The following is a 21,072-nucleotide window of genomic DNA, read 5'->3' as shown; positions in this document are numbered from 1 at the left end:
TCAGGTCCAGGCGGTTCCGGCGGCCAACACGACCAGCGTTCCGGTGGTGGCGATCTCCAGCACGGCGCCGAAGACGTCGCCGTTGACGCCGCCCAGCCGCCGGGCGGCGTGCCGGGCCAGGAGGGCGGCGACCAGCAGCGCGACGACGACCGCCGCGACCCACCACAGCACCTGCCCCGCCGATCCGCCGGTGACCACCCGGGCGCCCGCGGCGGCGACGAGCAGCCCCGCCGTGGTTCCCCAGCGCACGACCGGAGCCCCGGAGCCCGCCACCAGCACGCCGAGCGACGATCCGGAAGCGGGCGGCCGGGACGCCGCGTGCAGCACCGCCACCCGACCGGTCGTGGTCGCCAGCGCGACGGTGAGCACCCCGACGGGGACCGACGACACCGCCAGCACGCTGCCCAGCGCGGTCACCTGCAGGATGAGCACGCACGCCACGGCGGCAACGCCGAACGCACCCACGTCCGGACGCCGCATGATCGCCAGCGCCTGCCCGGCCGGCCGGCCGCTGCCCAGGCCGTCGGCGAGGTCGGCGGTGCCGTCCAGGTGCAGCCCGCGGGTCAGCAGCGCCAGCGCGGTGACGACCAGGGCGGCGCCTAGCAGCGGAGACCCGGCGCCGGCGCCCCGCCACACGGCGAGGGCGGGCAGGCACGCCAGCGAGCCGAGCAGGAGCCCGACCACCGGCAGCCAGTGCAGCACCCCGGCCATGGGGTGGCGGGCATGCGCCGGCACCGGCACCACGCTGAAGAGGCCGAGCGCGGCGAGCAATCCCCCGCTGCCCGCGTCCTGCCGCGGGGCGGCGCTCATCGCAGCCGCTGGGGCAGCCCGGCGGTGAGCAGCCACACCCGCTGGGAGGCCGCCGCGATCCGCGTGTTCAGGATGCCGAGCTCGTCGCGGTACCGGCGGCCCGACGCGGTGGCGGGCACGACCCCGGACCCGACCTCGTTGCTCACCGCGACCACCCGCCGGCGGGTGCCCTCCCAGGCGGTGACCAGCGCATCGACGGCCGCGTCCAGCCGGGCATCGGCGCCCGCGGCGTCGGACCACACCCCGCAGTCGTCCATCACCCGCGCCAGCCAGGTGGAGAGGCAGTCGACGAGGACCGGCGGGCCGGGTCGGCCGAGCACGGCTCCCAGGTCGACGGTCTCGACCGTGCGCCAGGACGCCCGACGCCGGTCGCGGTGCAGGGCGATCCGGCCGTCCCACTCGGGGTCGCTGCCGTCGGCCGGCAGCCCGCAGGCCACGTACTCGACCCGCCGCGCCCGGGCGACCAGCTGCTCGGCGTGCCGGGACTTGCCCGACCGGGCACCGCCGAGCACGAGGGTCCGGCGCGGTCGGCCGATCACGAGACCCGACCGGCGGTGCGCCGGGCACGGACCGCGGTGAGCAGCAGCTGCGCGGCCAGTGCCGCACCGACCCCCTCCCCCGAGCGCAGCCGCAGGTCCAGCAGCGGCTCCAGACCGAGCTCGGTGAGCACCTCGGCGTGCGCCCGCTCGCGGCTGCGCTGGCCGGCGACGAGCGAGGTCTGCGCGGCCGGTTCCAGGCCGACGGCGACGACGGCCGAGACGGAGGTGACCAGCCCGTCGAGCACGATCGGGACGCCGGCCGCAGCCGCCCCGAGCGTGAGCCCGGCCAGCACGGCGACCTCCGGCCCACCGAGTGCGGCGAGTGCCGTCAGCGGCTCCCCGAGTGCGGTTCCGTGCTCGGCCCGGGCCCGCTCGAGCGCCCCGGCGACGACGGCGCGCTTCCGGGCGAGCATCGCGGCGTCGGCACCGGCGCCCAGCCCCACCGCGTCGTCGGGTGCGAGGCCCAGCAGTGCGCAGGCCAGCGCGGCGGCCACCGTGGTGTTGCCGATGCCGACCTCGCCGAGGCAGACCAGACCGTGCGCGGCCAGCTCCCGGCCCAGCTCCCGACCCTCCTCGACGAGAGCCGCGGCCGCCGCCGGGGTGAGCGCATCCGCGGTGACGAGGTCGCCCTGCCGGTCCGGTGAGACGGCGTGGTGCGCCACCACGCGGAGGCCCGCCTGCCGCGCCGTCGCCGCACCCAGCGACTCCCCGGCGCGGGTGGCGGCGAGCACGTCGGCGGTGACCGACGCCGGATAGGCGGACACCCGGTGCGCGGTGGCCACCGGGTGCTCACCGGCGACCACGACCAGGGTTCCGGTGCCGGGCCCGACGCCCGGCAGGGCGAGCACCCGGTCGACGGCGCGGTCCAGGACGCCGAGCGAGCCGGGGACGGCGAGCAGGTCGGCGCCGCTGTCGCGCCCGGCCACCACGGCGTCCGGCTGCGGGCCGGCCAGGTGCGACACGGGAGCCTCCGGGCTCCCGTCGGCCGGCCAGCGCTCGGCGAGGACCACGTCGTCGAGCGAGAGCCGGCTCGACCAGCCGTGCCGCACCAGCCCCGGCTCGGGCGGACGTTCGTCGGGCCAGCCCAGGCAGAGCCAGCCGAGGGTCTCGACGCCCTCGGGAAGGTGCAGCAGCTCAGCGAGGTCGGCCGGCTGGAACAGCGTCACCCAGCCCACGCCCAGCCCCGCGGCGCGGGCGGCCAGCCAGATGTTCTGGATGGCGCAGGCGCAGCTCCACAGGTCGGCGTCGGGAAAGGTGGCCCGGCCGAGCACCCCGGTGGCGTGCGCCCGCCGGTCGCAGGCGACGACGACGCCCACCGGCGCCTCGCGGATGCCCTCGAGCTGCAGGTCGAGCAACCGGGCCCGCCGGTCGGGGCTGAGCAGCTCGGCCTGCCGGAGCCGCTCGCGGTCGGCGAGCACGGCCGCGCGGTCCCGGGTCGCCTGCTCGGTGACGACGACGAAGCGCCACGGCTGCGAGTGCCCGACCGACGGCGCACGGTGGCCGGCGCCGAGGACCGTCCGCAGCAGGGCCGGCGGCACCGGGTCGGGGCGGTAGCGGCGGATGTCGCGGCGGGCGTCGACGACGGCGTGCAGGGCCGCGACGCTGTCGGCGTCGAACGCCCAGCCCGCCGGGTCGGCGGCGCGCTGCGCCGCATGGGTGCGGTCACCGATCACCGGGACCGGCCGGGGCCAGGTCATGCCGTGGACCTCACGGTCACCGGCCGGCGTCCAGGTCGTCGGCGACATCCTCGTCGCGCGCCCCGGCTCCGTCGCCGCCCCGAAACATGGGGGGACCATACTTCTCCCCGCGCGGGTGGCCGCCCACGAACAGGGCTTCGTGTGGTTCGCCATCGGCCTTGTCCTGCTGGCCACCGGCCGCAGGCCCGAGATCAAGGCGGAGGAGAATTTGTGACCCTCGAGGTCGTCTCGCTCAACCCCGAGCCCGGCCAGTACCGCTACAGCTTCGGCGGAGCGCCGGAGCCGCTGCTCCGGGTGCAGCCGGGCACCGTCGTGGAGCTGACCACCGAGGACTGCTTCGGCGGCCGGGTGACCAGCACCGGCGACCTGCCCAGCCAGGTCTGCGACTTCTCGCAGCTGAACCCGGTCACCGGCCCGATCCACGTGGAGGGCGCGGAGCCCGGCGACACCATCGCCGTGCACTTCGTCGACATCGCCCCGGTGCGCGACTGGGCGGTGTCCACGACGTTCCCGCACTTCGGGGCGCTCACCGCCACCCACAGCACCGCCATGCTGCACGACGCCCTGGAGGATGTCGTGTGGGTGTACGAGGTCGACCGCGTGCGGGGCACCTGCCTGTTCCGCCCCCGCCGCGGCGGCCCGGAGGTGGAGCTCCCGCTCGACCCGATGCACGGGACCGTGGGCGTGGCCCCGGCCGGCGGCGAAGTCTTCGCCAGCATCACGCCGGGCGCGCACGGCGGGAACATGGACACCCCCGAACTGCGCGCCGGCACGACGGCGTACTTCGGCGTCAACGTCCCCGGCGCGCAGCTGGCCATCGGCGACGGCCACTGCCGGCAGGGTGAGGGCGAGGTGTGCGGCACCGCCGTCGAGGCGGCCATGCGCACCGTCGTCGTCGTCGACCTCATCAAGGGCGCGGGCACCCCGTGGCCGCGGCCGGAGACCGACGACTTCCTCATGTCCACCGGCTCCGCCCGCCCCCACGAGGACGCCTACCGGGTGAGCCAGCACGACCTCGTGACCTGGGCCGCCGAACTGACCGGCTGGGACACCCTGGACGCCTACCAGCTGGTCAGCCAGGCGGGGCTCGCCCCTACCGGCAACGTCGTGGACACGAACTACACGATGGTGGCCAAGCTGGCCAAGAAGTACCTGGGCCGTGCGGGCGTCACGGTCGCCGGCGGCGTGCACGACCGGCTCCGGCAGACCGGCGCGGCGTACCTGGCCCAGGGGTAGCCGCCGGCACGCGTGCACTGCCGAGCGGCGGGTACGGCGGAGAGCGAATCGCCTGCACCGACCTCGGAGGAGGACAGACGCATGACGAACGAGACGCCGAACACCCCCGGTTTGAGCGAGACCGAGCTGCGCGAGATGACGGTGGACGACCTCCGCCGGCGCGCCAAGGACGACGGCGTGGAGGGCACGTCGTCGATGAAGAAGGAAGAACTCGTCGACGCGATCTCCCAGGCGTACGAGGAGGACCGTGGCGACGGCGGCGACAAGGGCGGCGACAAGGGCGGCGGCGAGGCCGGCGAGCCGGGTGACCGCGGCCCCGACGACGGTCACCTGCGCACCGGCGACCAGACGTCGAAGTCGCTGAAGTACTCGCAGGAGATCACCTCGCTGGACGAGGACCCCGAGCGCGCGGGACGCAGCCTCGCCACCACCAGCCACGAGGTCGTCCGCCGCTGGGCCGAGGACCGGGGCGGTGTCCCGGCCACGGTGGAGGGCACCGAGCACGGCGACCACCTCGGCGTCCTGCGCTTCGACTTCGGCGGCGACTCCGAGAACCTCCGCCACGTCAGCTGGGACGAGTGGTTCGACACCTTCGACGCCCGGAAGCTCAACTTCCTCTACCAGGAGGAGCGCAAGGACGGGAACCAGAGCACCTTCTTCCGCCTGGAGAGCCCCGACCGCGAGGACGCCTGAGCTGAGGCGGGCGGTGGTCGTCCCCGGGGGTGACCACCGCCCGGCCAGGCGTCAGGACGCCTTGCTGGTGCCCCCGCCGCGGGCCTCGGCCACCGCGCGGGCGAGCTCGTCACGGGTCATCTTCGACCGGCCGGGGACGTCGAGCTCCTGCGCCAGCTCGTAGAGCTCGCTCTTCGACATCTCCGCCAGGTCGTCGGCCGGCGCCTGGTCGGCGTCCCGGCCCGGCTTCCGGGTGGCCAGTGTGCCGGCCGACGCCGCGTTGCCCGGCCGGTGCTTGCCCGCGGCCTCGACGCTGGCACGCAGCGCGGCCATCAGGTCGACGACGTTGTCCGACGTGTCCGGCTCACCCTGGATGACCACCTCCTCACCGCGGCGCTTGGCCTCGATGAGCTCGTTGACCCGGTCGCGGTAGGTGTCCCGGTAGTTCGTGGGCTCCCACTCGGTGCTCATGGTATCGATGAGCGAGACCGCCATGTCCAGGTCGCGCGAGGTGAACGAGTGCTTGACCGGTAGCTGCTCGATCTCCTCCACCGGATCGCGCACCTCGTCGGCGAAGAACATCGTCTCCAGCGTGAGCACGTCGCCCTGCGGGCGGATGGCGGCCAGGTACTGCTTGGACCGCATGACGAACGTGGCGATCCCGACCCGTCCGGCGCGCTCCATCGCCTGCAGCAGCAGTGCGTACGCGCGCTGGGCGGCCTCGTCCTGCGGGGCGAGGTAGTAGGTCTTCTCGTAGTAGATGGGGTCGATCTCGGCGACGTCGACGAAGTCGGAGATGTCGATGACCCGGGAGCGGCCGGGCTCGATCTCCTCGAGCTCCTCCGGCGTGACGATCACGTACCGGCCGTCGCCGATGTCCTCGCCCTTGACGATGTCCTCGTAGTCGACCTCGTCGCCGGTGTCCTCGTTGATCCGCTTGTACCGGATCCGGGACGACGTCCCCCGCTCGAACTGGTTGAAGTGGACGGAATTGTCCTGGGTAGCCGCGTACAGCCCCACGGGGACGTTGACCAGCCCGAACGTCACGGCTCCGGTCCAGATGGCTCGTGCCACGGCAGTGCTCCCTCCTCGACAGCCCGTCGACGATCACGGGCACCTACCCCGCTCCCGGACGGTCACTCGGCGCGGCCCCGTCCGTGTCGGCCGCCAAGCGCTCCACCCGCGCACGTGCCCGGTCACGGGCGGTCCGTGCCCGCCCCGACCGGCGCTCACCTGCGTCCCGGCGTCGCTGGGCGTCACGCAGCTCCGCACCGAGCGAGGCGGCTTCCGCCTCCGCCCGGCGCAACCGCTGCTCGAGGTCCTCGACCTGTGCCCGGGCCTCCTCCCGCCGGGCGGTCACGTCGGCCAGCCGGTCCCCCGCGGCCCGCGCCTCGTCGTCAGCCTCCGCGGCGGCCACCTCGGCCTCCTCCAGATCGGCACGGGCCTTCGCCAGCGCCTGCTCCCGTTCCCGCCGCCGGCGCTCCTCGGCCGTGGTACGGCCCTTCCGAGCCCGCTTCCGCCGCGGGGCCGCCGCGGACCCGTCATCCCCGAGGTCCGCGACGGCACCGCTGACCTCCGACCTCGCCAGCCCCCGGTGCGACAGCGCGGTGAGCAGCCGGCCCGAGAGCACCGCCTGCCCGGCGTCCTCGTCGGCGATCGCTGCGCGGAGCGTGTCCTGCACCTGGCCGGCGACCGCGTCGCTGACCGGGCGCCCCAGGTCCGAGGCGAGTGACCGCGCCTGGCGGGTCAGCGCCGCGACCACCCGGTGGCGCTGCTGGGAGAGCTCCTTGAGCTCGTCACCGTCCAGGCTGCCCTGGGCGTCGCGCAGCGCGGCCCCCAGCTCCACGAGCTGCGCCAGCTCATCGGGCTCCCGCCGGACGAGGGTGTTCACCACCCAGGCCGCCGTGGAAGGCTTCCGCAGCTTCCCGACCGCGCGGGCCAGGTCGCGGTCGCCCCCGGCGCGGGCGTCCTTGCGCCGGGCCTCGCGCGTCTCGACGAACTCCTCGGGCGGCACGCCGTACAGCTCGTCGGCGACGTCGGCGAGGGTCACGCCCGCGACCGGCCGGAGCGGGCCCACGCCAACAGCCAGCCGGCCTCGAGTACCGCGTCGACCAGGTAGCCGCGGCTGATCCGCCCCGGGATCGCGTAGGCCAGGTCGGCGGCCGCGAGGGTGGCCGCCGTCCCCAGGCCGATCCGGCGCGCGCCGGCGATCCCCTGGGGAGACGGTTCGGCGCGCCACTGGGCGAGGCCGTTGGCCACCATCAGGCCGGCGACGGTGCGCACCAACCAGCGGTCGGCCTTCGGCCCGGTGACCGCCGAGAAGCTGCGCATGGACAGCAGCGGCCACAGCCCACCGACGCTGGTGAACGACCCGTGCGCCTTCGCCGGCCCGGCCGGCCCCGATCCGATCCGCATCTGGTCGTCCTCCTCCTGGTCGGACTCCTGCCCTTGGTATCAAAACGGGGGTGGTCCGGTGGCGGCAACCAGGCCGGTGGGTGTGGTGACGGTGAGGGTGCCGGTCGGGTCGAGGTCGTAGGTCCAGCCGGGTGCCTGGTGTTTGCCGCGGTGGTGGCCGGTGCAGAAGCCGGTGAGGTTCTCCGCACTGGTCGGCCCGTCGGGGTAGGGCGTGTTGTGGTCCAGTTCCCCGCCCCGCGGGACGCGGCGGCGGCAGCCGGCGAAGCGGCAGCGGCGGTCGCGGGCGCGCAGGTACCGGTCCAGTGCCGCCCCGGGTCGGTAGCCGTCGGTGGGTGGTGGCGGGCCGAGGCCGGGCCGACCGGTGAGGTCGTGCTCGCAGGTCTCGGGCCGGCGGGTGCAGGCCGGTCGGCCGCAGTGCGCCCTGCGGCGTAGTTCGCGGGCGTCGGTGAGTGCCAGCAGGGCGCCGGTGAGCTCGTCGACGACCGCGATGCGTGGCCGGTCGACCAGCGTGCCGCCACCGGATCGGTCGAGCAGTTCGGCCAGCGCGGCGCGTTGGGGGGCGGTCGCCGCGACCAACGCTGCCAGGTCCGATCCGGCCGCGTCGATCCGGCCGGCCGGGCTGCGCCGCCAGCTCTCCTCGTCCTCGTGGTCGGCCATCCGCGCCCGGTCGACCGCCCCGGAGGCGCGGTTCATTGCCCGGTCCAGCGCCAGCAGGGCGAGGCTCGCCTCGTCCACGGCCGCATGCGCGGCGGGCCACAGCCCGGCCGGCGCCGGGGCCGGGGCCGGGGCCGGGGCCGGGGTCGGGGCCGGGGCCCCGCAGGGCGCGGACTCCGTGGCCGCCCACCGCTCGTCCTCCCGGGTGGGGACGGCTGCGTGCGCTGCGCCCGGCCCGCCGTCGTCGGCCCGGAGCTGGGCGGTCCCTCGGAACTCCTCGTCCCAGAGCCGCTGCCGCACCTCCGGTGGCGGATCGTCCTCACCGCCCCATCCGCCGGCCAGGGCGCGGGCCTCCAGCTCCGCCCACCACCGCTCGTCGGCGTCGCGCAGCCAGTCCGGCCAGGTCTCCGGCGGTGACGTCTCGACCTCCCACTGCGCGAGCAGGTGGCCGGGGATCGGGCCCTCGCCGGTCGACCCGGTATCCGCCGGGCCTGCTGCCGCAGGCGCCAGCAGACCGAGGCCGCGCGCCAGTGCCCGGACCATCTCGGCCGGTACCGGCTCACCGCCGATCTCGCCGGGTTCCTCGCCACCGGCCAGGGTCCGCACCCCGGCCACGACGGTGAGCTGTGCCTGTACCGGCGGCAGCTGGCTCTCACCCGGGCGCAGCACCAGGTCGAGCAGCACGTCGGCCATCTTCTGCCCCCGGGTGCGGCGGTCCTCGGGGTCGTCGAGGGCGTCGGCGTACCGGCCCAGCACGTCGACCACCGCCTGCGCCTCGGGCTGGGTGAGCAGTGCCGTCAACGCCGCCATGCCGGGCCGGCGGTCCGGCCGTGCCCACACCCCGCGCTCCCTGAGCGCCGCCAGCAGCTCGTTCGCGTCCTGCCGAGGGTCGCGGCCCAGACCCATCCGACGCAGCTTTCCACCGAGCTGCGCCGGGGTGGTGATCTGCCGCTTACCGGCCCGCTCGGCCACCCAGGCGAGCACGTCCCGCTCGAGGTCGGCCCGCTTCTGCTCGTCGGTGACCGGCGCGACCCGCTCCAGCAGCGCCCACAGATGCCGGTCGTGCAGCAGCCCGGACTCCATCGCATCCACGGTCCCGGGCAGCTTGTGCACCAGGGTGAGTGATCGCTCCAGCAATTGCCCGGCGCCCTGCCTGCTCAGCCCGAGGGCGATCGACAGCTCCTGAGCTGTCCACTCCGACACATCAGCCAGCACCGCGGGCCGGGCGGCCCGCCGCGCCGCGCTCATCGCACCCGGCTCACCGGGCTGCCGGTCCACCGACGCCGGCCGGGACGCCGCGAACTCCGCCACCGCCCGCGCTCGCACCGCCGTCTGCCGGGCGATCTCCCGATCGGCGGCCTGCACCGCGCCCAACGGCCCCGACGCCCAGCCGGCCACAGGCGCACCGGCGGTGCCGGCCGCGAGAGTGGTCTCCTGCTCCATGTGTTCGATCATATGTTCGACCACCGACAGAAACGGGTCACGCGAGGGAAGGCCGGACGCGGAAGTTGGAGGAACGCCTCGGACCTGGACGTATCCCGTGAGCTCCGCACCCATCCGGCCGCGCCCGTGGCCGGCTCCTGGCTACCGGTCCCGCTCAGGCCCGCCGACTCCCGTCCACCCCCGGTGCGGCGCCCCGACGCCCTCCACGTCTGCGTCCGCCTCCTCCGGCGTCTCGCGTCCCGCGCGCGCCTCGGCCCGCGCGAAGGCGTGCGCGATGGGCACGTCGGTCGAGGAGTGCGCGACGATCGAGGCGACGATGACCAGCGCGATCAGGTGGAACATGGCGTCCGCGCCGGGCGCGTCCGCCTCGAGGATCAGCAGCCCGTAGACCACCGAGGCGAACCCCTTGGGCCCGAACCAGGCCGCGACCGCCTTCTGCGGAGTCGGCAGGCCGCTGCGGAACAGCGACACCGCGGTAGCCAGCGGACGGGCGAGCAGCAGCGCCAGCACGGCGAACAGGTAGCCGTTCAACGGGATCTCGCCCAGGAAGGCCGGCGAGATGAGGGCGCCGAACACCAGGATGGCGGCGAGCTTGAGCAGCTCGGTGACCAGCTCGCCGAACTCGGCGAACGACTTCTCCACCTGCGGCGCGAACGTGGCGATCGTGACACCCGCCGTGAACGCCGCGAGGAAGAGGTTCCCGTGGGTGAGGTTCGCCAGGCCGAGCACCATCAACCCGATCGACAGGCCGCCGAGCGACGCGTAGAGCGGGGTGGCCGAGGTGAACCGGCTGCGGATCAGCAGGATCGCCAGCGCCGGGACGGCGAAGCCGATGCCGATGCCGACCGCCAGCTCGGTGGCCAGCGCCCCGTAGGAGACGTCGTCCCGGGCGAGCACGGAGAGCAGGACGAGGACGACCGGCAGCGCCAGCCCGTCGTTGACCCCGCTCTCCACGTTGAGCAGCGACCGCAGCCGCCCGGGCACCTCCTCGCGGCCGACGATGGCCGAGGCGAAGACCGGGTCGGTGGGCGCCAGCACGGCCCCGACGAGCATGGACTGGATCCACGGCAGGCCCGCGACGTAGTGCGCGAGGAGCGCGGTGATCCCGAAGGTGAGCGGCATGCCGAGCACGAGCGCCCGGCCGGGCAGCCGCCAGGCGGTCCGGAGATCGGAGAAGCCGACCCGCATGCCGTCGGTGAAGAGCACCGAAAACAGCGCGAGCTCGGCCAGCCCCACGACGATCTCGTCCTCCGGCTGCAGGTCGAGCACGCCGGTCACGCCGTCCCCCAGCACGAACCCGGCCAGCAGGAACAGCACGGCTGTCGACAGCACGGTCCGGTGCGCGAGACCGGAGAAGAGCACGCCGACGAACAGCAGCACCGCGAAGACCAGGAGGAGTTCCACCGGTGTGCCGTACCCCCGCACACCCGCTCTCGGCTCATTACGGTTTGCCGACGAAACGGCCGGTCAGCGCTCCGGAACGATTGCGTGCACCTGCACCCGGCAACCCATCCCTGGTGTCTGCGACCTCCACCGACGGCAGCTTCCGCGCCGCGCCGCTCACCGACGGCCCCCCGGCCGTGGCCCTCGACGACGCGGCCGCGACCGACGACCGGCTGACCGGCGCGAAGGCGGCGGCACTGGCGCGCGCCCGCGCCAAGGGCCTGCCGATCGTGCCGGGGTTCGTGATCACCACTGCCGCCGTGGAGCGGCTGGCCTCCGGCGTCCCGCTCCCCGACGAGGCGCTGGCCGCCTGGCGGGAGCTGTCCGAGGACGGCCGGCGGTCCCTGGTGGTGCGCAGCAGCTCGACGGTGGAGGACCTCGGGGACTCCTCGATGGCCGGCCGCTTCGAGTCGGTCGTGGGGGTCGAGGGCCGCGAGGCGTTCGACCGCGCGGTGGCCACCGTCATCGCCTCGCGGGAGACGGCGGCCGCCGGGTCCGACACCCTCACCGGGAGCGAGCCCCTCGCCGTCCTCGTCCAGCCGCTGCTCGAGGCCCGCAGCGGCGGTGTGCTCTTCGGGATCGACCCGGTGTCGGGCCGGGAGGACCGGCTGGTCGTCGCCGCGGTGACCGGCGGGCCGGACCGGCTGGTGAGCGGCGAGGTCGACGGCGACCGCTACGAGCTGGACCGCTCCGGGCGCCGCACCGACGTCACCCGGGGCGACGGCGGCGTCCGCCTGCGCCGTCCCCAGCTGCGCGCCCTGGCCGACCTGGCCCGCCGGACGGCGGCGGTCTTCGGCGGACCGCAGGACGTCGAGTGGGCGTTCGACGAGCAGGGGCACCTGCGCCTGCTGCAGAGCCGCCCGGTCACGGCGGAGGGACGGGGCCGGCCCTACGGACCGGTGCTCGGGCCCGGTCCCGTGGCCGAGACGTTCCCCGAGCCGCTGCAGCCGCTGGAGACCGACCTCTGGATCACCCCGCTGCGCGAGGCGCTCCGGCACGCCCTCCTGCTGGCCGGCACCGCCGACCGCACCGCCGTGGACGACTCCCCGCTGGTCACCGTCCTGGGCGCCTGGCCGGCCGTCGACCTCGACCTGCTGGAGAGCCGTCAGGAAGCGCCGCGGCTGCGCGAGCGGCTCGACCCCCGCCCACGGCTGCGCCGGTTGCGGGCGTCCTGGCGGGTGGGCCGGCTGCGGTCCGCGCTGCCGGTGCTGGCGCAGGACGTCCTCGGCTCCGCGGACCACGTGCTCGGTGGTGTCCCACCCCTCGCCGCGCTCTCCGACCGCCAGTTGGTCGCCGTCCTGCACCGCGTGCAGCCGGCCCTGCGCTCGGTCCACGCGCACGAGGTCCTCATGGGGATGCTCGTCGACCCGGCGGCGCCCCGGCTCACCGGGGTCAGCGCGGCCCTGCGCGTGCTGGCCCGGTCCCGGCAGTCCGGGCTGACCGACGCCCAGATCGTCGCCGCGAACCCCGTCGTGCTCGCCCTCGCGGCGCCGCGGATCTGCGCCGTTCCCCAGCTGCCGCCCGACGTCGACGCACCCGACAGCGCACCGCCCGGTGACGAGACCGACGCCGGGCTGCTCCGGGAGGCGCTCCGCCTGCGGGTCCGCTGGCTCCAGGAGGTCACCGCCCGGGCGGCGTGGACGCTCGGGGAACGGCTGAGCGCGGCCGGCCGGCTGGGCGGCGCCGAGCAGGTGCGGGGGCTCCGGCTGGAGGAGCTCGCGGCCGCCGTGCACGCCACCGATCGCGAGCTCCGGCCGCAGCTCGAGGAACCGGGTGAGCCGCTGCCCGCCCGGTTCCGCATGAGCGACACGGGCCGGCCGGTGGCGGTCACGGGCACGTCCGGCGGAACGGGTGCCGGTGGTGGTGCCGGCAGCGGGCCGGTGCACCACGGCGAGAATCCGCCGGAGGGAGCCGTGCTCGTCGTCCGGAACCTCGATCCCTCGCTCGCCCAGGTGCTCCCCCGGCTGGCCGGTCTGGTCGCCGAGACCGGCAGCGTGCTGGCACACCTGGCGATCCTGGCGCGGGAGTCCGGCGTGCCGACCGTCGTCGGTTTCTCCGGGGCGCTCGATCAGTTCGAGCCCGGCACGACCGTCCGGGTCGACGGCGACACCGGTTCGGTCGAGGAGGAGACGTCGTGAAGAAGCTGAGCTGGCTCATCGGCGTGGTGGCCCTGATCGCCACCGGCGCCTACCTGTTCGTCTACATCTACCGGTGGGAGTGGCACCGCGCTCTGCTGGTGGGGATCCTCTTCCTCGCCACCCTGGTCGGCCTGTGCACCGCCCTGGTCATGCGCCGGCTGGGATCGATGGACGAGCGCGTGCGAGCCATGGCCGGTGATCCGAGGCCGCCCGGCGCGCTGGAACGGCTGCGGGCCGCGCCGGTGGAGACGCAGCCCTTCCGGTGGCTGTCCGCCGATGCGCTCGACCGCACGCACATCTTCATCCCGGTGCTGCTCGGCGGCGGCTTCGTCGTCTCCGGCATCGCCTGGCTGGTCGAGCGCGTCGCCGGGGGCTCCGCCCGCGCAGGCGTGGAGGAAGAGCTCGCCACCGAGCTGGAGGAGATCGCCTTCCCGGCCACCTCCCTGGTGCCGACCGACGCCGAGCTGCTGGCCGGCGGAGACGACTACGCCGACGACGCCGGCCTCCGGGTGCTGCTCGGCCCGGCGGCGACGAGGGCCGCCCGGTGAAGCGGGTCCTCCCCTGGCTGGCCGCCGCCCTCGTGGCCGGGACCGGGATCCTGTTCCTGCGCGCCGAGCTGATGACGGTCGACATCCCGCAGCCCGAGGGGTCCTACACCGACGTGGTGCTCGCCGTCTCCATCCGGGAGGACGAGGCCGTGCGCGAGGAGATGACCCGGGGGCTGGTCAGCAACTGCCGGCTGCTGGTCAACGCCGACGTGGTCGAGGACTCCTTCGCCGCCGTCGACGAGGGCGTGTTCTCGTTCCGGTTGCGCCCCGGGCTCGACGAGTTCGACCGGCGCGAGCTCGAGGGGTGCCTCCGGGACACCAAGGTGCAACACCTGCTGGCCGACGTGCGGCGGCTGGAGACGGTCACCCCGCAGGACGCCGGCTCCCCACCGTGACATGGTGCGGTCGCCCGCCGTAACGCGATCGTCGGGAGGGTGGCCGTTGGGTCCCCGGGTGCCCGGGTACCTCCGGTGTCCATGAGCAGGGTCGCGGAGCACGTGGACACATCACCCGAGGGCGCCGCCGGCGTGGGCCGCTTCGGGGCGCGGGCCGCGCTGGGGCTGGCCGCTCTGCTGATCGGGGCGGTCCCGTTCCTGCTGCTCGTGCTGCTGGTCCAGGAGGAGTGGTCGCCGCTGGCCTCGCTGGACGGCGAGGTGGCCGCCGGGTTGAACGCGGTGGCCAGCGACTCCCCCACGCTGGTGAGCGTGCTGCGGGTCGTCACCGACCTCGGCGGCAACTTCGCCGCCATCCTGATCTTCACGCTGACGACCGTCTTCCTCCTGATCCGCGGACAACGCCGGCTGGCCGCCTTCACCGTGGCGACCGGGATCGGGCTGGCGATCCTCGTGCCGGTCACCAAGGCGCTGATCGGGCGGGCGCGACCGGTCGTGGAGAACCCGGTCAACGAGCTCCCGTCGAACGCCAGCTTCCCGAGCGGGCACGCGATGGTCTCGATCGTCACCTTCGGCATGCTCGCGCTCCTGGCACTGCCCGCCGTGCGCCGCCACGCCCGCCCGTGGGTGGTGGCCGCTGCGCTGCTGATCGCCCTGGCGGTCGGCTTCACCCGGCTGGCGCTGGGCGTGCACTTCGTCACCGACGTCCTCGCCGGCTGGGCTCTCGGGGTGGGCCTGCTGGCCGTCACGACGGCCGCCTTCCGCGGGTGGCAGCACGACCACCACCACCGGCCGGACGAGTCGCTGGACCCGCTGGACGTCGAGCCGCACGCCGGACCGCACCTGGCACCCTCCCGCCAGCCGGCGCTGCCGGCCGGGAAGAAGTCGGGAACGGCCTTGGTGGTGGCCGCCGCCGCGCTCGCCGCGGCACTCATCGTGCTCGGACTGCTGATCACCGCCGTCCTCGGCGACAGCGTCATCGGCCGCTTCGACCGCGCGGTGGTGCAGGCCGTCGCCGACCTGCGCACACCGACCCTCACCGACATCGCCACCGCGGTCGGCATGCTGTCGGGGACGCCCATGGTGATCGCGGTGTCGCTCACCCTCGGCGTGGTGGCGCTGGCGGTGACCGCGAGCTGGCGGCCGGTGGTCTTCGTCGCCGTCACCGTGCTGGGCGAGGTCGGCCTCTACTTCGTCGTCTCCCGCATCGTGGAGCGCGCGCGACCGGCGGTGGCGGACCTGACCTCCAACCTGCCGACCGCGGCGAGCTGGCCGTCGGGACACGTGGCCGCCGCGGTGGCGATCTACGGCGCCCTCGCCGCCCTGGTGATCACCCTGAGCCGCAGCAGGTGGCGGTGGGCGGTGCTCGCCGTGCCGGCGCTCGTGGCCCCGGCGGTCGCCCTGTCGCGCATCTACACGGCCGCCCACTACCCCACCGACGTGGTCGCCGGGCTCGTCCTCGGCACGGTCTGGATGCTCGCCTGTGCCCGCTACCTCCTTCCGGACGTCGACGGCCAGGTCCGCTACCCCGGGACGTCCGCTCCGGCCCGGCCGGTCCCGGCCATGCGCTGACCGCAGGCGTCACCGAACCGCAAGGTGCCGCGGCTGTTCCCCCGCCGGGTCCCGGGTAGATCCGTCCACCATGCCGGACACCCACTTCGAGCCCTTCGTGCACCTCGTCGATCTGGCCCCCGACCGGGCGCTGATCGCCTGGGGTGGCTTCTGGTTCCGGCGCGACGCCCCGGACGGGTCCTGGCAGGTCGTGGGCGACGACGAGCTCGGGGAGCTGGACCGGGGGCGGACCGGCAGCATCGGGGCCCGGTCGGAGCCGTACGGCAGCGCCGTGGTGGAGGTGTTCGACCGCTCGGGCGACGTCGTGGCCGAGGCCCGCACCGACACCGGCAACCACGTCTGGGTCGACGGCCTCTCCCCCGACACCGGATACGGCTACCGCATCCGCGTGGACGGGCTGCCGTGGGCGGAGGGGCCTCGCATGGACTGGGGTCCCGTCGAGCGGGGAGGCCTGGACCTGCGGCCCGGCGACCGGGCCTACGACCTGCGGTTCCGCACCCATCCGGCGCCCGGCGTGGCCGTCCCCCTGGACTTCGCCGTGCTCGGCGACTACGGCATCGGCGTGCTCACCGACACCGGGAGCGGCCGCCGTCAACGACAGGTCGCCGACGTGCTCCACCGGCTGACCGAGGAGCCCGGTGTGCGCCTGGTCATCACCGTCGGCGACAACGTCTACCCCAGCGCCGGGACCCGGGGGTCGCAGGGCAGCGGAGCGCAGGACTCCGACTGGTACGGCAGCTTCTACCAGCCCTACCGGTACGTGCTCTCCCGGGTGCCGGTGTACCCGACGGTCGGCAACCACGACACCAGCGACGCGGAGTCCAGCGACGACCGCGAGCAGATCCGCGACAACTTCCACACCGACGCCCGGTTCACTCCCGAGGTCGCCGGCCCACGGGCCTCGGTGGACCCGGGGATGTTCTACCGGTTCGGGTTCGGCGCCGACGTCGAGTTCGTCTGCATCGACACCTCCCTGTCCCGCGACCTGGCCACCGAGCACTTCTTCGAGGACCCGCGCCACGAGGAGTTCCTGGAGCAGGCCTTCCCGGACGACGGCGGCGCCGGACGGCGGTGGCGGTTCCCCTTCTCCCATCACCCGGCCTACTGCGCCGGGCCGCACCACGGCAACACCGAGCCGATGGTCGAGCACCTCGTTCCGCTGTTCGCCCGGGCCGGCGTCCGGGCGGCGTTCGCCGGGCACGAGCACAACTTCCAGCTGGCCCGCGTCGACGGCATCGACTACTTCGTCTCCGGTGCGGGTGGGAAGCTGCGGGAGGATCCACCGGAGGACTTCGGGCCGGCCGGGACGGTGGCGTGGGGGGCTCAGGTGCACCTGCTGCTGGCGCGGGTGGACGGGAACACGCTGACCGTCACCCCGCTGACCGCAGTGACAGCCGACGGAGCGACGGCACCGATGACCCCACGCGCACCCGACGGCGCTGCCGTGGAGGTGCCGTTCGTGGTCCGCCACGACCGGTGAGCGCCGGTTGCGCACGACCGGATCGTCACCACATCGACACACCGCCGGGCATGACCGTGGGTAGGCCCGGTGCATGACCGATGTGATCTCCTTCGACGGCACCCGCCTGGCGCTCTACTCCTGGGGGCCCGAGGACGCCCCGCTGCTCGTACTGGGGCACGGGCTGGGCATGTCCGCCGAGTCGTGGGGCGAGGTGCCCCAGCGTCTCGCCGAGAACCACCGGGTGGTCGCGTACGACCTCCGCGGGCACGCCCAGTCCGGTGACGCCCGGTCGCAGGACTACAGCCTCTCGGCCCATGCGCAGGACCTGTCGGCCGTGCTCGGCGCCGTGGTCCCCGACGGTGGCTCCGCGGTGGTCGTGGCGCACAGCCTGAGCGGCGGCATCCTGCTGCGGCACGTCCACGGCTCCCCGGACGACCGGATCGCCGGGGCCGTCTTCGTCGGATCGGGTGGCTCGGGCGTGACCGCGCCTGGCTTCCCGGCCCGGCACCTGCCGCCGTGGGCACGGGCCCGGATGCGCTCGGCGTGGTTCGCGCTGCTGCGGTCCGGTGCCCGGCTGGGCCGGCGGCTCCGGCCGGTCCGCGCGGTCTCCGACCGCGCCATCCGGCACTTCGCCTTCGCACCGGACGAGCCGCTCGAGCAGGTGCAGCGGATGCGCGACAACTTCCTGACCACCCGGCCGCTCGCGCTCGCCGGCACGACACTGGCCGGCGTGAGCAGCGACGGTGTCGAGCTGGCGCCCAGCCTGACCGTGCCGGCGCTGATCGTGCACGGCAGCCGCGACCCGGAGGTACCCGGTGCCGAGGCCCAGCGGCTCCTGGACGCACTTCCGGACGGCGAGCTGTTCACGATCCCCGGCGCCGGCCACATGCTGCCGCTGACCCAGCCCGACCTGGTCGCCGAGCAGGTGACCCGGTGGGCGGCACGGATCGCCGCCGCCCGGCCGGATGCGGCCTCGGTCGGCTCTGCCGTGGGATAGCCACGACTTCCGCGCGGACGACGGGCCGGCCGGCGAGCGCCGGTCGGCCCGTGCCGTTCCGGACTCAGCCGTCGACGACGACCTCGATCACCGGGTACCCCGAAGCACCGTCCGGCGCCACCGGCGTGCGCTCGTCGGTCTGCACCTCGCCCTCCCCGTCGGTGGCCCGAGCCATGATCACGTGCCGGCCGGGCGTCGCGTCCCACGGCAGGAACCACTGCCGCCAGACGTCGACGTCGTAGGACTCGGCCAGCTCCGCCTGCTGCCACGGCCCGTCGTCGATGCGCACCTCCACCCCTTCGATGCCGCGGGTGGGGGCCCAGGCCACGCCGGCGATCGGCCGCCGGGCCGCCGGGATGGTGCTGCCGGGCCGGGGGACGTCGATGCGGGCCTGGGTCTTGACCGGCCCCTCCTTGGCCCAGCCACGGGGGATCCAGTAGCCGTCGACGTCCCAGTCGGTGAGCTCGATCGCCGCGAGCCACTTGGTCGCCGAGACGTAGCCGTAGAGACCGGGGACGATCAGCCGGGCCGGGAAGCCGTGCTCGGCGGGCAGCGGCTCGCCGTTCATGGCGACCGCCACCATCGCCTCCTCGAGATCCAGCGCGGTCACGGTGGGGAAGCCCGCGGTGAAGCCGTCGACGGAGCGGCCGATCAGCTGGGTCGCCCCCTCCTGCAGGCCGGCCCGCTCGAGCAGCGGCCGCAGCGGCACGCCCTGCCACCGCGCGTTGCCCACCAGATCCCCACCGACCTCGTTGGAGACGCAGGCGATGGTGATGTCCGCCTCGATCTGCGGCAGCTCCATCAGCTCGGCGTAGGTGAGCGTGAACGGGTTGTCCACCATCCCCCGCACCTCCATCTGCCAGGTATCGGGATTCACCACCGGCACGCGCAGTGCGGTGTCGATCCGGTAGAACTCCTCGTTCGGGATGAACAGCGGGGTGAGACCGGGGATGTCGAGGGTCGCGCCGGGCGGGACGGGGCCGGCCTGCCGCACCGGGGCGGGCAGCCGGATGGCGGCGCGCAGGTCGTTCAGCCGCTCCCGTCCCGACAGCAGGTAGCCCCCGACGCCGGCGAGGACGCCGAGCACCGTGGCTCCGCCGGTCACGGCGAGGAAGCGGCGGCGGTCGACCGGGCTGAGCGCGGGCGTGGGCCCGGCGTCCCCATCGGCAGTCGGCTCCGGCGGCACGGCACGGCTCGGCAGCGCGACCACGAGGGTGTAGAGCACCGCGACGCCGGCTGCGGCGCCGAGCGCCCCGACGAGCACGCTGAGGACGACCGGGTTGCGGTCGTCGGCCAGCGCGGCGACCACCCCGAGCAGGGCGAACAGGGCGATGCCCCCCGCTGCCAGGACGAGCCAGCGACGGGCGAGCACCCCGAGGGCGGCCCCGAGCAGGACCGAGATGACGAGGATGCCCCCGATGAGCACCGGCTTGTCCGCGGTGCCCAGGGTCGCGATGGCCCACTGCTCCAGCCACCCGGGCACGCTGTCGATGACGAAGTCCCCGACCGCGATGATCAGGGAGGGCGCCTGCGGGATCAGCCCGGCGACCAGTTCGGCGAGCCCGAGCGCCGCAGCCACCGACGCGATCCCGGCGAGCGCGGCATGACCGCGGCTCATCGGACGCGTACGGCTGGTCCGTTCCTCTGCAGTTCGTACGTCGTCTGCCACATCGGAGCGATGTCCCGCCGGACGCCGCCGGACACCGCCGGCACGGACATCGACGCAGAACTGTCATGCACGACCGGATCGCCCCGTGCTCTGCCCGGGAGCGCCCGTGCCCGTGCCTCGGTCGGTCAGGGCCGGCGGCCGGCCAGACCGATGGCCCCGAAGCCCCGCAGCGGCCGGCCGACCACATCCGCCGCGACCTCGAACGTGCGCCGGCGGAGGCCGCGGGACCGCCACCGGTCGGGATCGACCCGCTCGCTGCGGCCGAGGTCCTCGGCGAAGTGCTCGTCCAGCACGCGGACCACCGCGGGATCGTCGAGCATGAGGCAGACCTGCTCGTTGAGCGCCAGGGAGCGGGTGTCGAAGTTCGCCGTACCCACCATTGCGACTGCGCCGTCCACGGTGACGACCTTGGCGTGCAGCGGCGCAGGCTGGTAGCGCCAGATCTCCACCCCGGCGTCCAGGAGGGGCTGGAAGTCCAGTTCGCCCTGCAGGTGGATCGAGGGCCGCTCGACGTGCGGGCCGCCGACGAGCAACTGCACGTGCACCCCGCGCTGTGCGGCGTCGGTGACCACACGGCGCAGCCAGCGCGGCAGCCGGAGGTAGGGGCTCGTGACCCGGACGGTGTCCCGCGCCGTCTGCAGCAGCGCCGCGATCGCGACGGCGGCCTCGCTCCAGCCCGGCTGGGACGGCGTCCGCAGCACCTGGACCGACGTGTCGCCCGCCCTGCTGATCTCCGGGAACCGGTCGGCCTCGGAGACCAGTCCTCCCGGGAGCCGGACCTGGGCCTGCATCCACGCGGCCACGAAGGCCGACCGCAGCCCGTTGACGGCCGGGCCCCGCACGCGGAAGGCCGTGTCCCGCCACCGCCCCGGCCGCAGCCCGTCGCCGGTCCACGCCTCGTCGATGACGGTGCCGCCGGTCAGGGCCACGGTCTCGTCGCACAGGAGCACCCGGCGGTGGGTGCGCAGGTTCCAGACGGTCATCCGGGGGCTGAGCATCGGCCGGTAGAAGAACACCGTGCACCCGGAGTTCCGCAGGAGGCGCAGGTCGTCGCGGTCGATGTGCTTGCCCCCGTAACCGTCCAGCATCACCCGCACCCGGACGCCGTTCCTGGCCCGCTCGGCCAGTGCGCCGGCGACCTCGTGCGAGATGTCCCCGCCGCGCCAGCCGAACCAGAGCAGGTCGATGGTGTGGCGGGCCGCCGATATGGCCCCCAGCATCGCGGGGAAGGTCTCCTCGCCGTTCCTCAGGACGTCGACCCGGTTGCCCTCGGTGAACGGGATGCCGACCAGCGACTCCAGCACCCGACGGGTGCTGGTCCTGGTGGCGAGCTGCTCGGTCATCGGTGGCCGGCCTTCCTGTCGTCGCGTGCCCTCCCGCGGCGT

19 protein-coding genes are annotated in these 21,072 nt (G+C 74.7%); 9 read left to right on the top strand and 10 right to left on the bottom strand.

Annotation, left to right across the window (positions count from 1 at the left end):
- From BLASA_RS07880 to bluB, 3 genes are read right to left on the bottom strand one after another with little or no spacing between them, the layout of a single operon-like run.
- Positions 1–810 carry an adenosylcobinamide-GDP ribazoletransferase gene (locus BLASA_RS07880; RefSeq protein WP_014375559.1) on the bottom strand — a complete coding sequence of 270 codons (810 nt, stop codon included), beginning with the start codon at positions 808–810 and terminating at the stop codon, positions 1–3.
- Entirely contained in the window at positions 807–1,349 is a 543-nt protein-coding gene (locus BLASA_RS07875; protein WP_166486507.1) for a bifunctional adenosylcobinamide kinase/adenosylcobinamide-phosphate guanylyltransferase, read from the bottom strand. Before BLASA_RS07875 ends, BLASA_RS07880 begins: the two co-directional genes overlap by 4 nt.
- Complete coding sequence (gene bluB, locus BLASA_RS07870; RefSeq protein ID WP_014375557.1) at positions 1,346–3,046, bottom strand: 5,6-dimethylbenzimidazole synthase; 1,701 nt, start codon at positions 3,044–3,046, stop codon at positions 1,346–1,348. Before bluB ends, BLASA_RS07875 begins: the two co-directional genes overlap by 4 nt.
- Here bluB and BLASA_RS24925 point away from each other — a divergent pair.
- The 3 genes from BLASA_RS24925 (at position 3,045) to BLASA_RS07860 (ending at position 4,975) form a co-directional block, all read left to right on the top strand.
- Entirely contained in the window at positions 3,045–3,260 is a 216-nt protein-coding gene (locus BLASA_RS24925; protein ID WP_166486506.1) for a hypothetical protein, read from the top strand. The two genes, bluB and BLASA_RS24925, sit on opposite strands and share 2 nt — an antisense overlap.
- Positions 3,257–4,282 (top strand): acetamidase/formamidase family protein, encoded by a 1,026-nt coding sequence (locus BLASA_RS07865; RefSeq protein WP_014375555.1) that lies wholly within the window; start codon positions 3,257–3,259, stop codon positions 4,280–4,282. Before BLASA_RS24925 ends, BLASA_RS07865 begins: the two co-directional genes overlap by 4 nt.
- 81 nt (positions 4,283–4,363) lie before the next feature.
- Positions 4,364–4,975, top strand: coding sequence for a Rho termination factor N-terminal domain-containing protein (locus BLASA_RS07860; protein WP_014375554.1), 612 nt, complete (start codon positions 4,364–4,366; stop codon positions 4,973–4,975).
- Between the two features lie 51 nt (positions 4,976–5,026).
- Here BLASA_RS07860 and BLASA_RS07855 read toward each other — a convergent pair whose 3' ends face one another.
- From BLASA_RS07855 to BLASA_RS07835, 5 genes are all read right to left on the bottom strand, one after another.
- Positions 5,027–6,028 carry a Ku protein gene (locus BLASA_RS07855; RefSeq protein WP_014375553.1) on the bottom strand — a complete coding sequence of 334 codons (1,002 nt, stop codon included), beginning with the start codon at positions 6,026–6,028 and terminating at the stop codon, positions 5,027–5,029.
- Positions 6,029–6,071: 43 nt separating this feature from the next.
- Entirely contained in the window at positions 6,072–7,004 is a 933-nt protein-coding gene (locus BLASA_RS07850) for a hypothetical protein (protein ID WP_014375552.1), read from the bottom strand.
- A complete protein-coding gene (locus BLASA_RS07845; RefSeq protein WP_014375551.1) occupies positions 7,001–7,369 on the bottom strand; it encodes a hypothetical protein in 369 nt (122 codons plus the stop codon). The genes BLASA_RS07850 and BLASA_RS07845 overlap by 4 nt, the downstream gene beginning before the upstream one ends.
- 39 nt (positions 7,370–7,408) lie before the next feature.
- The gene (locus BLASA_RS07840) at positions 7,409–9,466 is read right to left on the bottom strand and encodes an HNH endonuclease signature motif containing protein (protein WP_014375550.1); all 2,058 of its coding nucleotides are present in this window, start codon (positions 9,464–9,466) and stop codon (positions 7,409–7,411) included.
- A gap of 141 nt (positions 9,467–9,607) precedes the next feature.
- Entirely contained in the window at positions 9,608–10,870 is a 1,263-nt protein-coding gene (locus BLASA_RS07835) for a cation:proton antiporter (protein ID WP_197536276.1), read from the bottom strand.
- A 113-nt stretch (positions 10,871–10,983) separates the two neighbouring features.
- On the opposite strand from BLASA_RS07835, the gene BLASA_RS07830 reads away from it, so the two are divergent.
- The 6 genes from BLASA_RS07830 to BLASA_RS07805 all read left to right on the top strand — a co-directional run bounded on the left by BLASA_RS07830 (position 10,984) and on the right by BLASA_RS07805 (position 18,018).
- Entirely contained in the window at positions 10,984–13,047 is a 2,064-nt protein-coding gene (locus BLASA_RS07830) for a PEP/pyruvate-binding domain-containing protein (RefSeq protein ID WP_014375548.1), read from the top strand.
- Entirely contained in the window at positions 13,044–13,595 is a 552-nt protein-coding gene (locus BLASA_RS07825; protein WP_014375547.1) for a hypothetical protein, read from the top strand. Before BLASA_RS07830 ends, BLASA_RS07825 begins: the two co-directional genes overlap by 4 nt.
- Positions 13,592–13,990 carry a hypothetical protein gene (locus BLASA_RS07820; protein WP_014375546.1) on the top strand — a complete coding sequence of 133 codons (399 nt, stop codon included), beginning with the start codon at positions 13,592–13,594 and terminating at the stop codon, positions 13,988–13,990. Before BLASA_RS07825 ends, BLASA_RS07820 begins: the two co-directional genes overlap by 4 nt.
- An 81-nt stretch (positions 13,991–14,071) precedes the next feature.
- Positions 14,072–15,559, top strand: a complete 1,488-nt coding sequence (locus BLASA_RS07815; RefSeq protein ID WP_014375545.1) for a phosphatase PAP2 family protein — start codon at positions 14,072–14,074, stop codon at positions 15,557–15,559.
- Between the two features lie 70 nt (positions 15,560–15,629).
- Positions 15,630–17,039, top strand: a complete 1,410-nt coding sequence (locus BLASA_RS07810; protein WP_014375544.1) for a metallophosphoesterase — start codon at positions 15,630–15,632, stop codon at positions 17,037–17,039.
- Positions 17,040–17,112: 73 nt separating this feature from the next.
- Positions 17,113–18,018 (top strand): alpha/beta fold hydrolase, encoded by a 906-nt coding sequence (locus BLASA_RS07805; RefSeq protein ID WP_014375543.1) that lies wholly within the window; start codon positions 17,113–17,115, stop codon positions 18,016–18,018.
- Positions 18,019–18,082: 64 nt separating this feature from the next.
- On the opposite strand, the gene BLASA_RS07800 is transcribed toward BLASA_RS07805, so the two are convergent.
- Positions 18,083–19,636: a molybdopterin-dependent oxidoreductase gene (locus BLASA_RS07800; protein ID WP_014375542.1), complete on the bottom strand. Its 1,554-nt coding sequence runs from the start codon at positions 19,634–19,636 to the stop codon at positions 18,083–18,085.
- Between the two features lie 176 nt (positions 19,637–19,812).
- On the bottom strand, positions 19,813–21,030 hold the full coding sequence (locus BLASA_RS07795; RefSeq protein WP_014375541.1) for a phospholipase D-like domain-containing protein: 1,218 nt from the start codon (positions 21,028–21,030) through the stop codon (positions 19,813–19,815).
- Positions 21,031–21,072 lie beyond the last annotated feature (42 nt).

Source organism: Blastococcus saxobsidens DD2 (assembly GCF_000284015.1).
In the GTDB taxonomy this organism is placed as follows: Bacteria; Actinomycetota; Actinomycetes; order Mycobacteriales; family Geodermatophilaceae; genus Blastococcus; species Blastococcus saxobsidens_A.
This window is presented reverse-complemented; position numbering and strand designations above follow the sequence as displayed.

Excerpts from the sequence above, each read along its gene's own strand:
- BLASA_RS07880 (WP_014375559.1), bottom strand. The coding sequence starts at position 810 with ATGAGCGCCGCCCCGCGGCAGGACGCGGGCAGCGGGGGATTGCTCGCC.
- BLASA_RS24925 (WP_166486506.1), top strand. The coding sequence starts at position 3,045 with ATGCCGTGGACCTCACGGTCACCGGCCGGCGTCCAGGTCGTCGGCGAC.
- bluB (WP_014375557.1), bottom strand. The coding sequence starts at position 3,046 with ATGACCTGGCCCCGGCCGGTCCCGGTGATCGGTGACCGCACCCATGCG.
- BLASA_RS07860 (WP_014375554.1), top strand. The coding sequence starts at position 4,364 with ATGACGAACGAGACGCCGAACACCCCCGGTTTGAGCGAGACCGAGCTG.
- BLASA_RS07845 (WP_014375551.1), bottom strand. The coding sequence starts at position 7,369 with ATGCGGATCGGATCGGGGCCGGCCGGGCCGGCGAAGGCGCACGGGTCG.
- BLASA_RS07840 (WP_014375550.1), bottom strand. The coding sequence starts at position 9,466 with ATGGAGCAGGAGACCACTCTCGCGGCCGGCACCGCCGGTGCGCCTGTG.
- BLASA_RS07815 (WP_014375545.1), top strand. The coding sequence starts at position 14,072 with ATGAGCAGGGTCGCGGAGCACGTGGACACATCACCCGAGGGCGCCGCC.
- BLASA_RS07810 (WP_014375544.1), top strand. The coding sequence starts at position 15,630 with ATGCCGGACACCCACTTCGAGCCCTTCGTGCACCTCGTCGATCTGGCC.
- BLASA_RS07805 (WP_014375543.1), top strand. The coding sequence starts at position 17,113 with ATGACCGATGTGATCTCCTTCGACGGCACCCGCCTGGCGCTCTACTCC.
- BLASA_RS07800 (WP_014375542.1), bottom strand. The coding sequence starts at position 19,636 with ATGAGCCGCGGTCATGCCGCGCTCGCCGGGATCGCGTCGGTGGCTGCG.
- BLASA_RS07795 (WP_014375541.1), bottom strand. The coding sequence starts at position 21,030 with ATGACCGAGCAGCTCGCCACCAGGACCAGCACCCGTCGGGTGCTGGAG.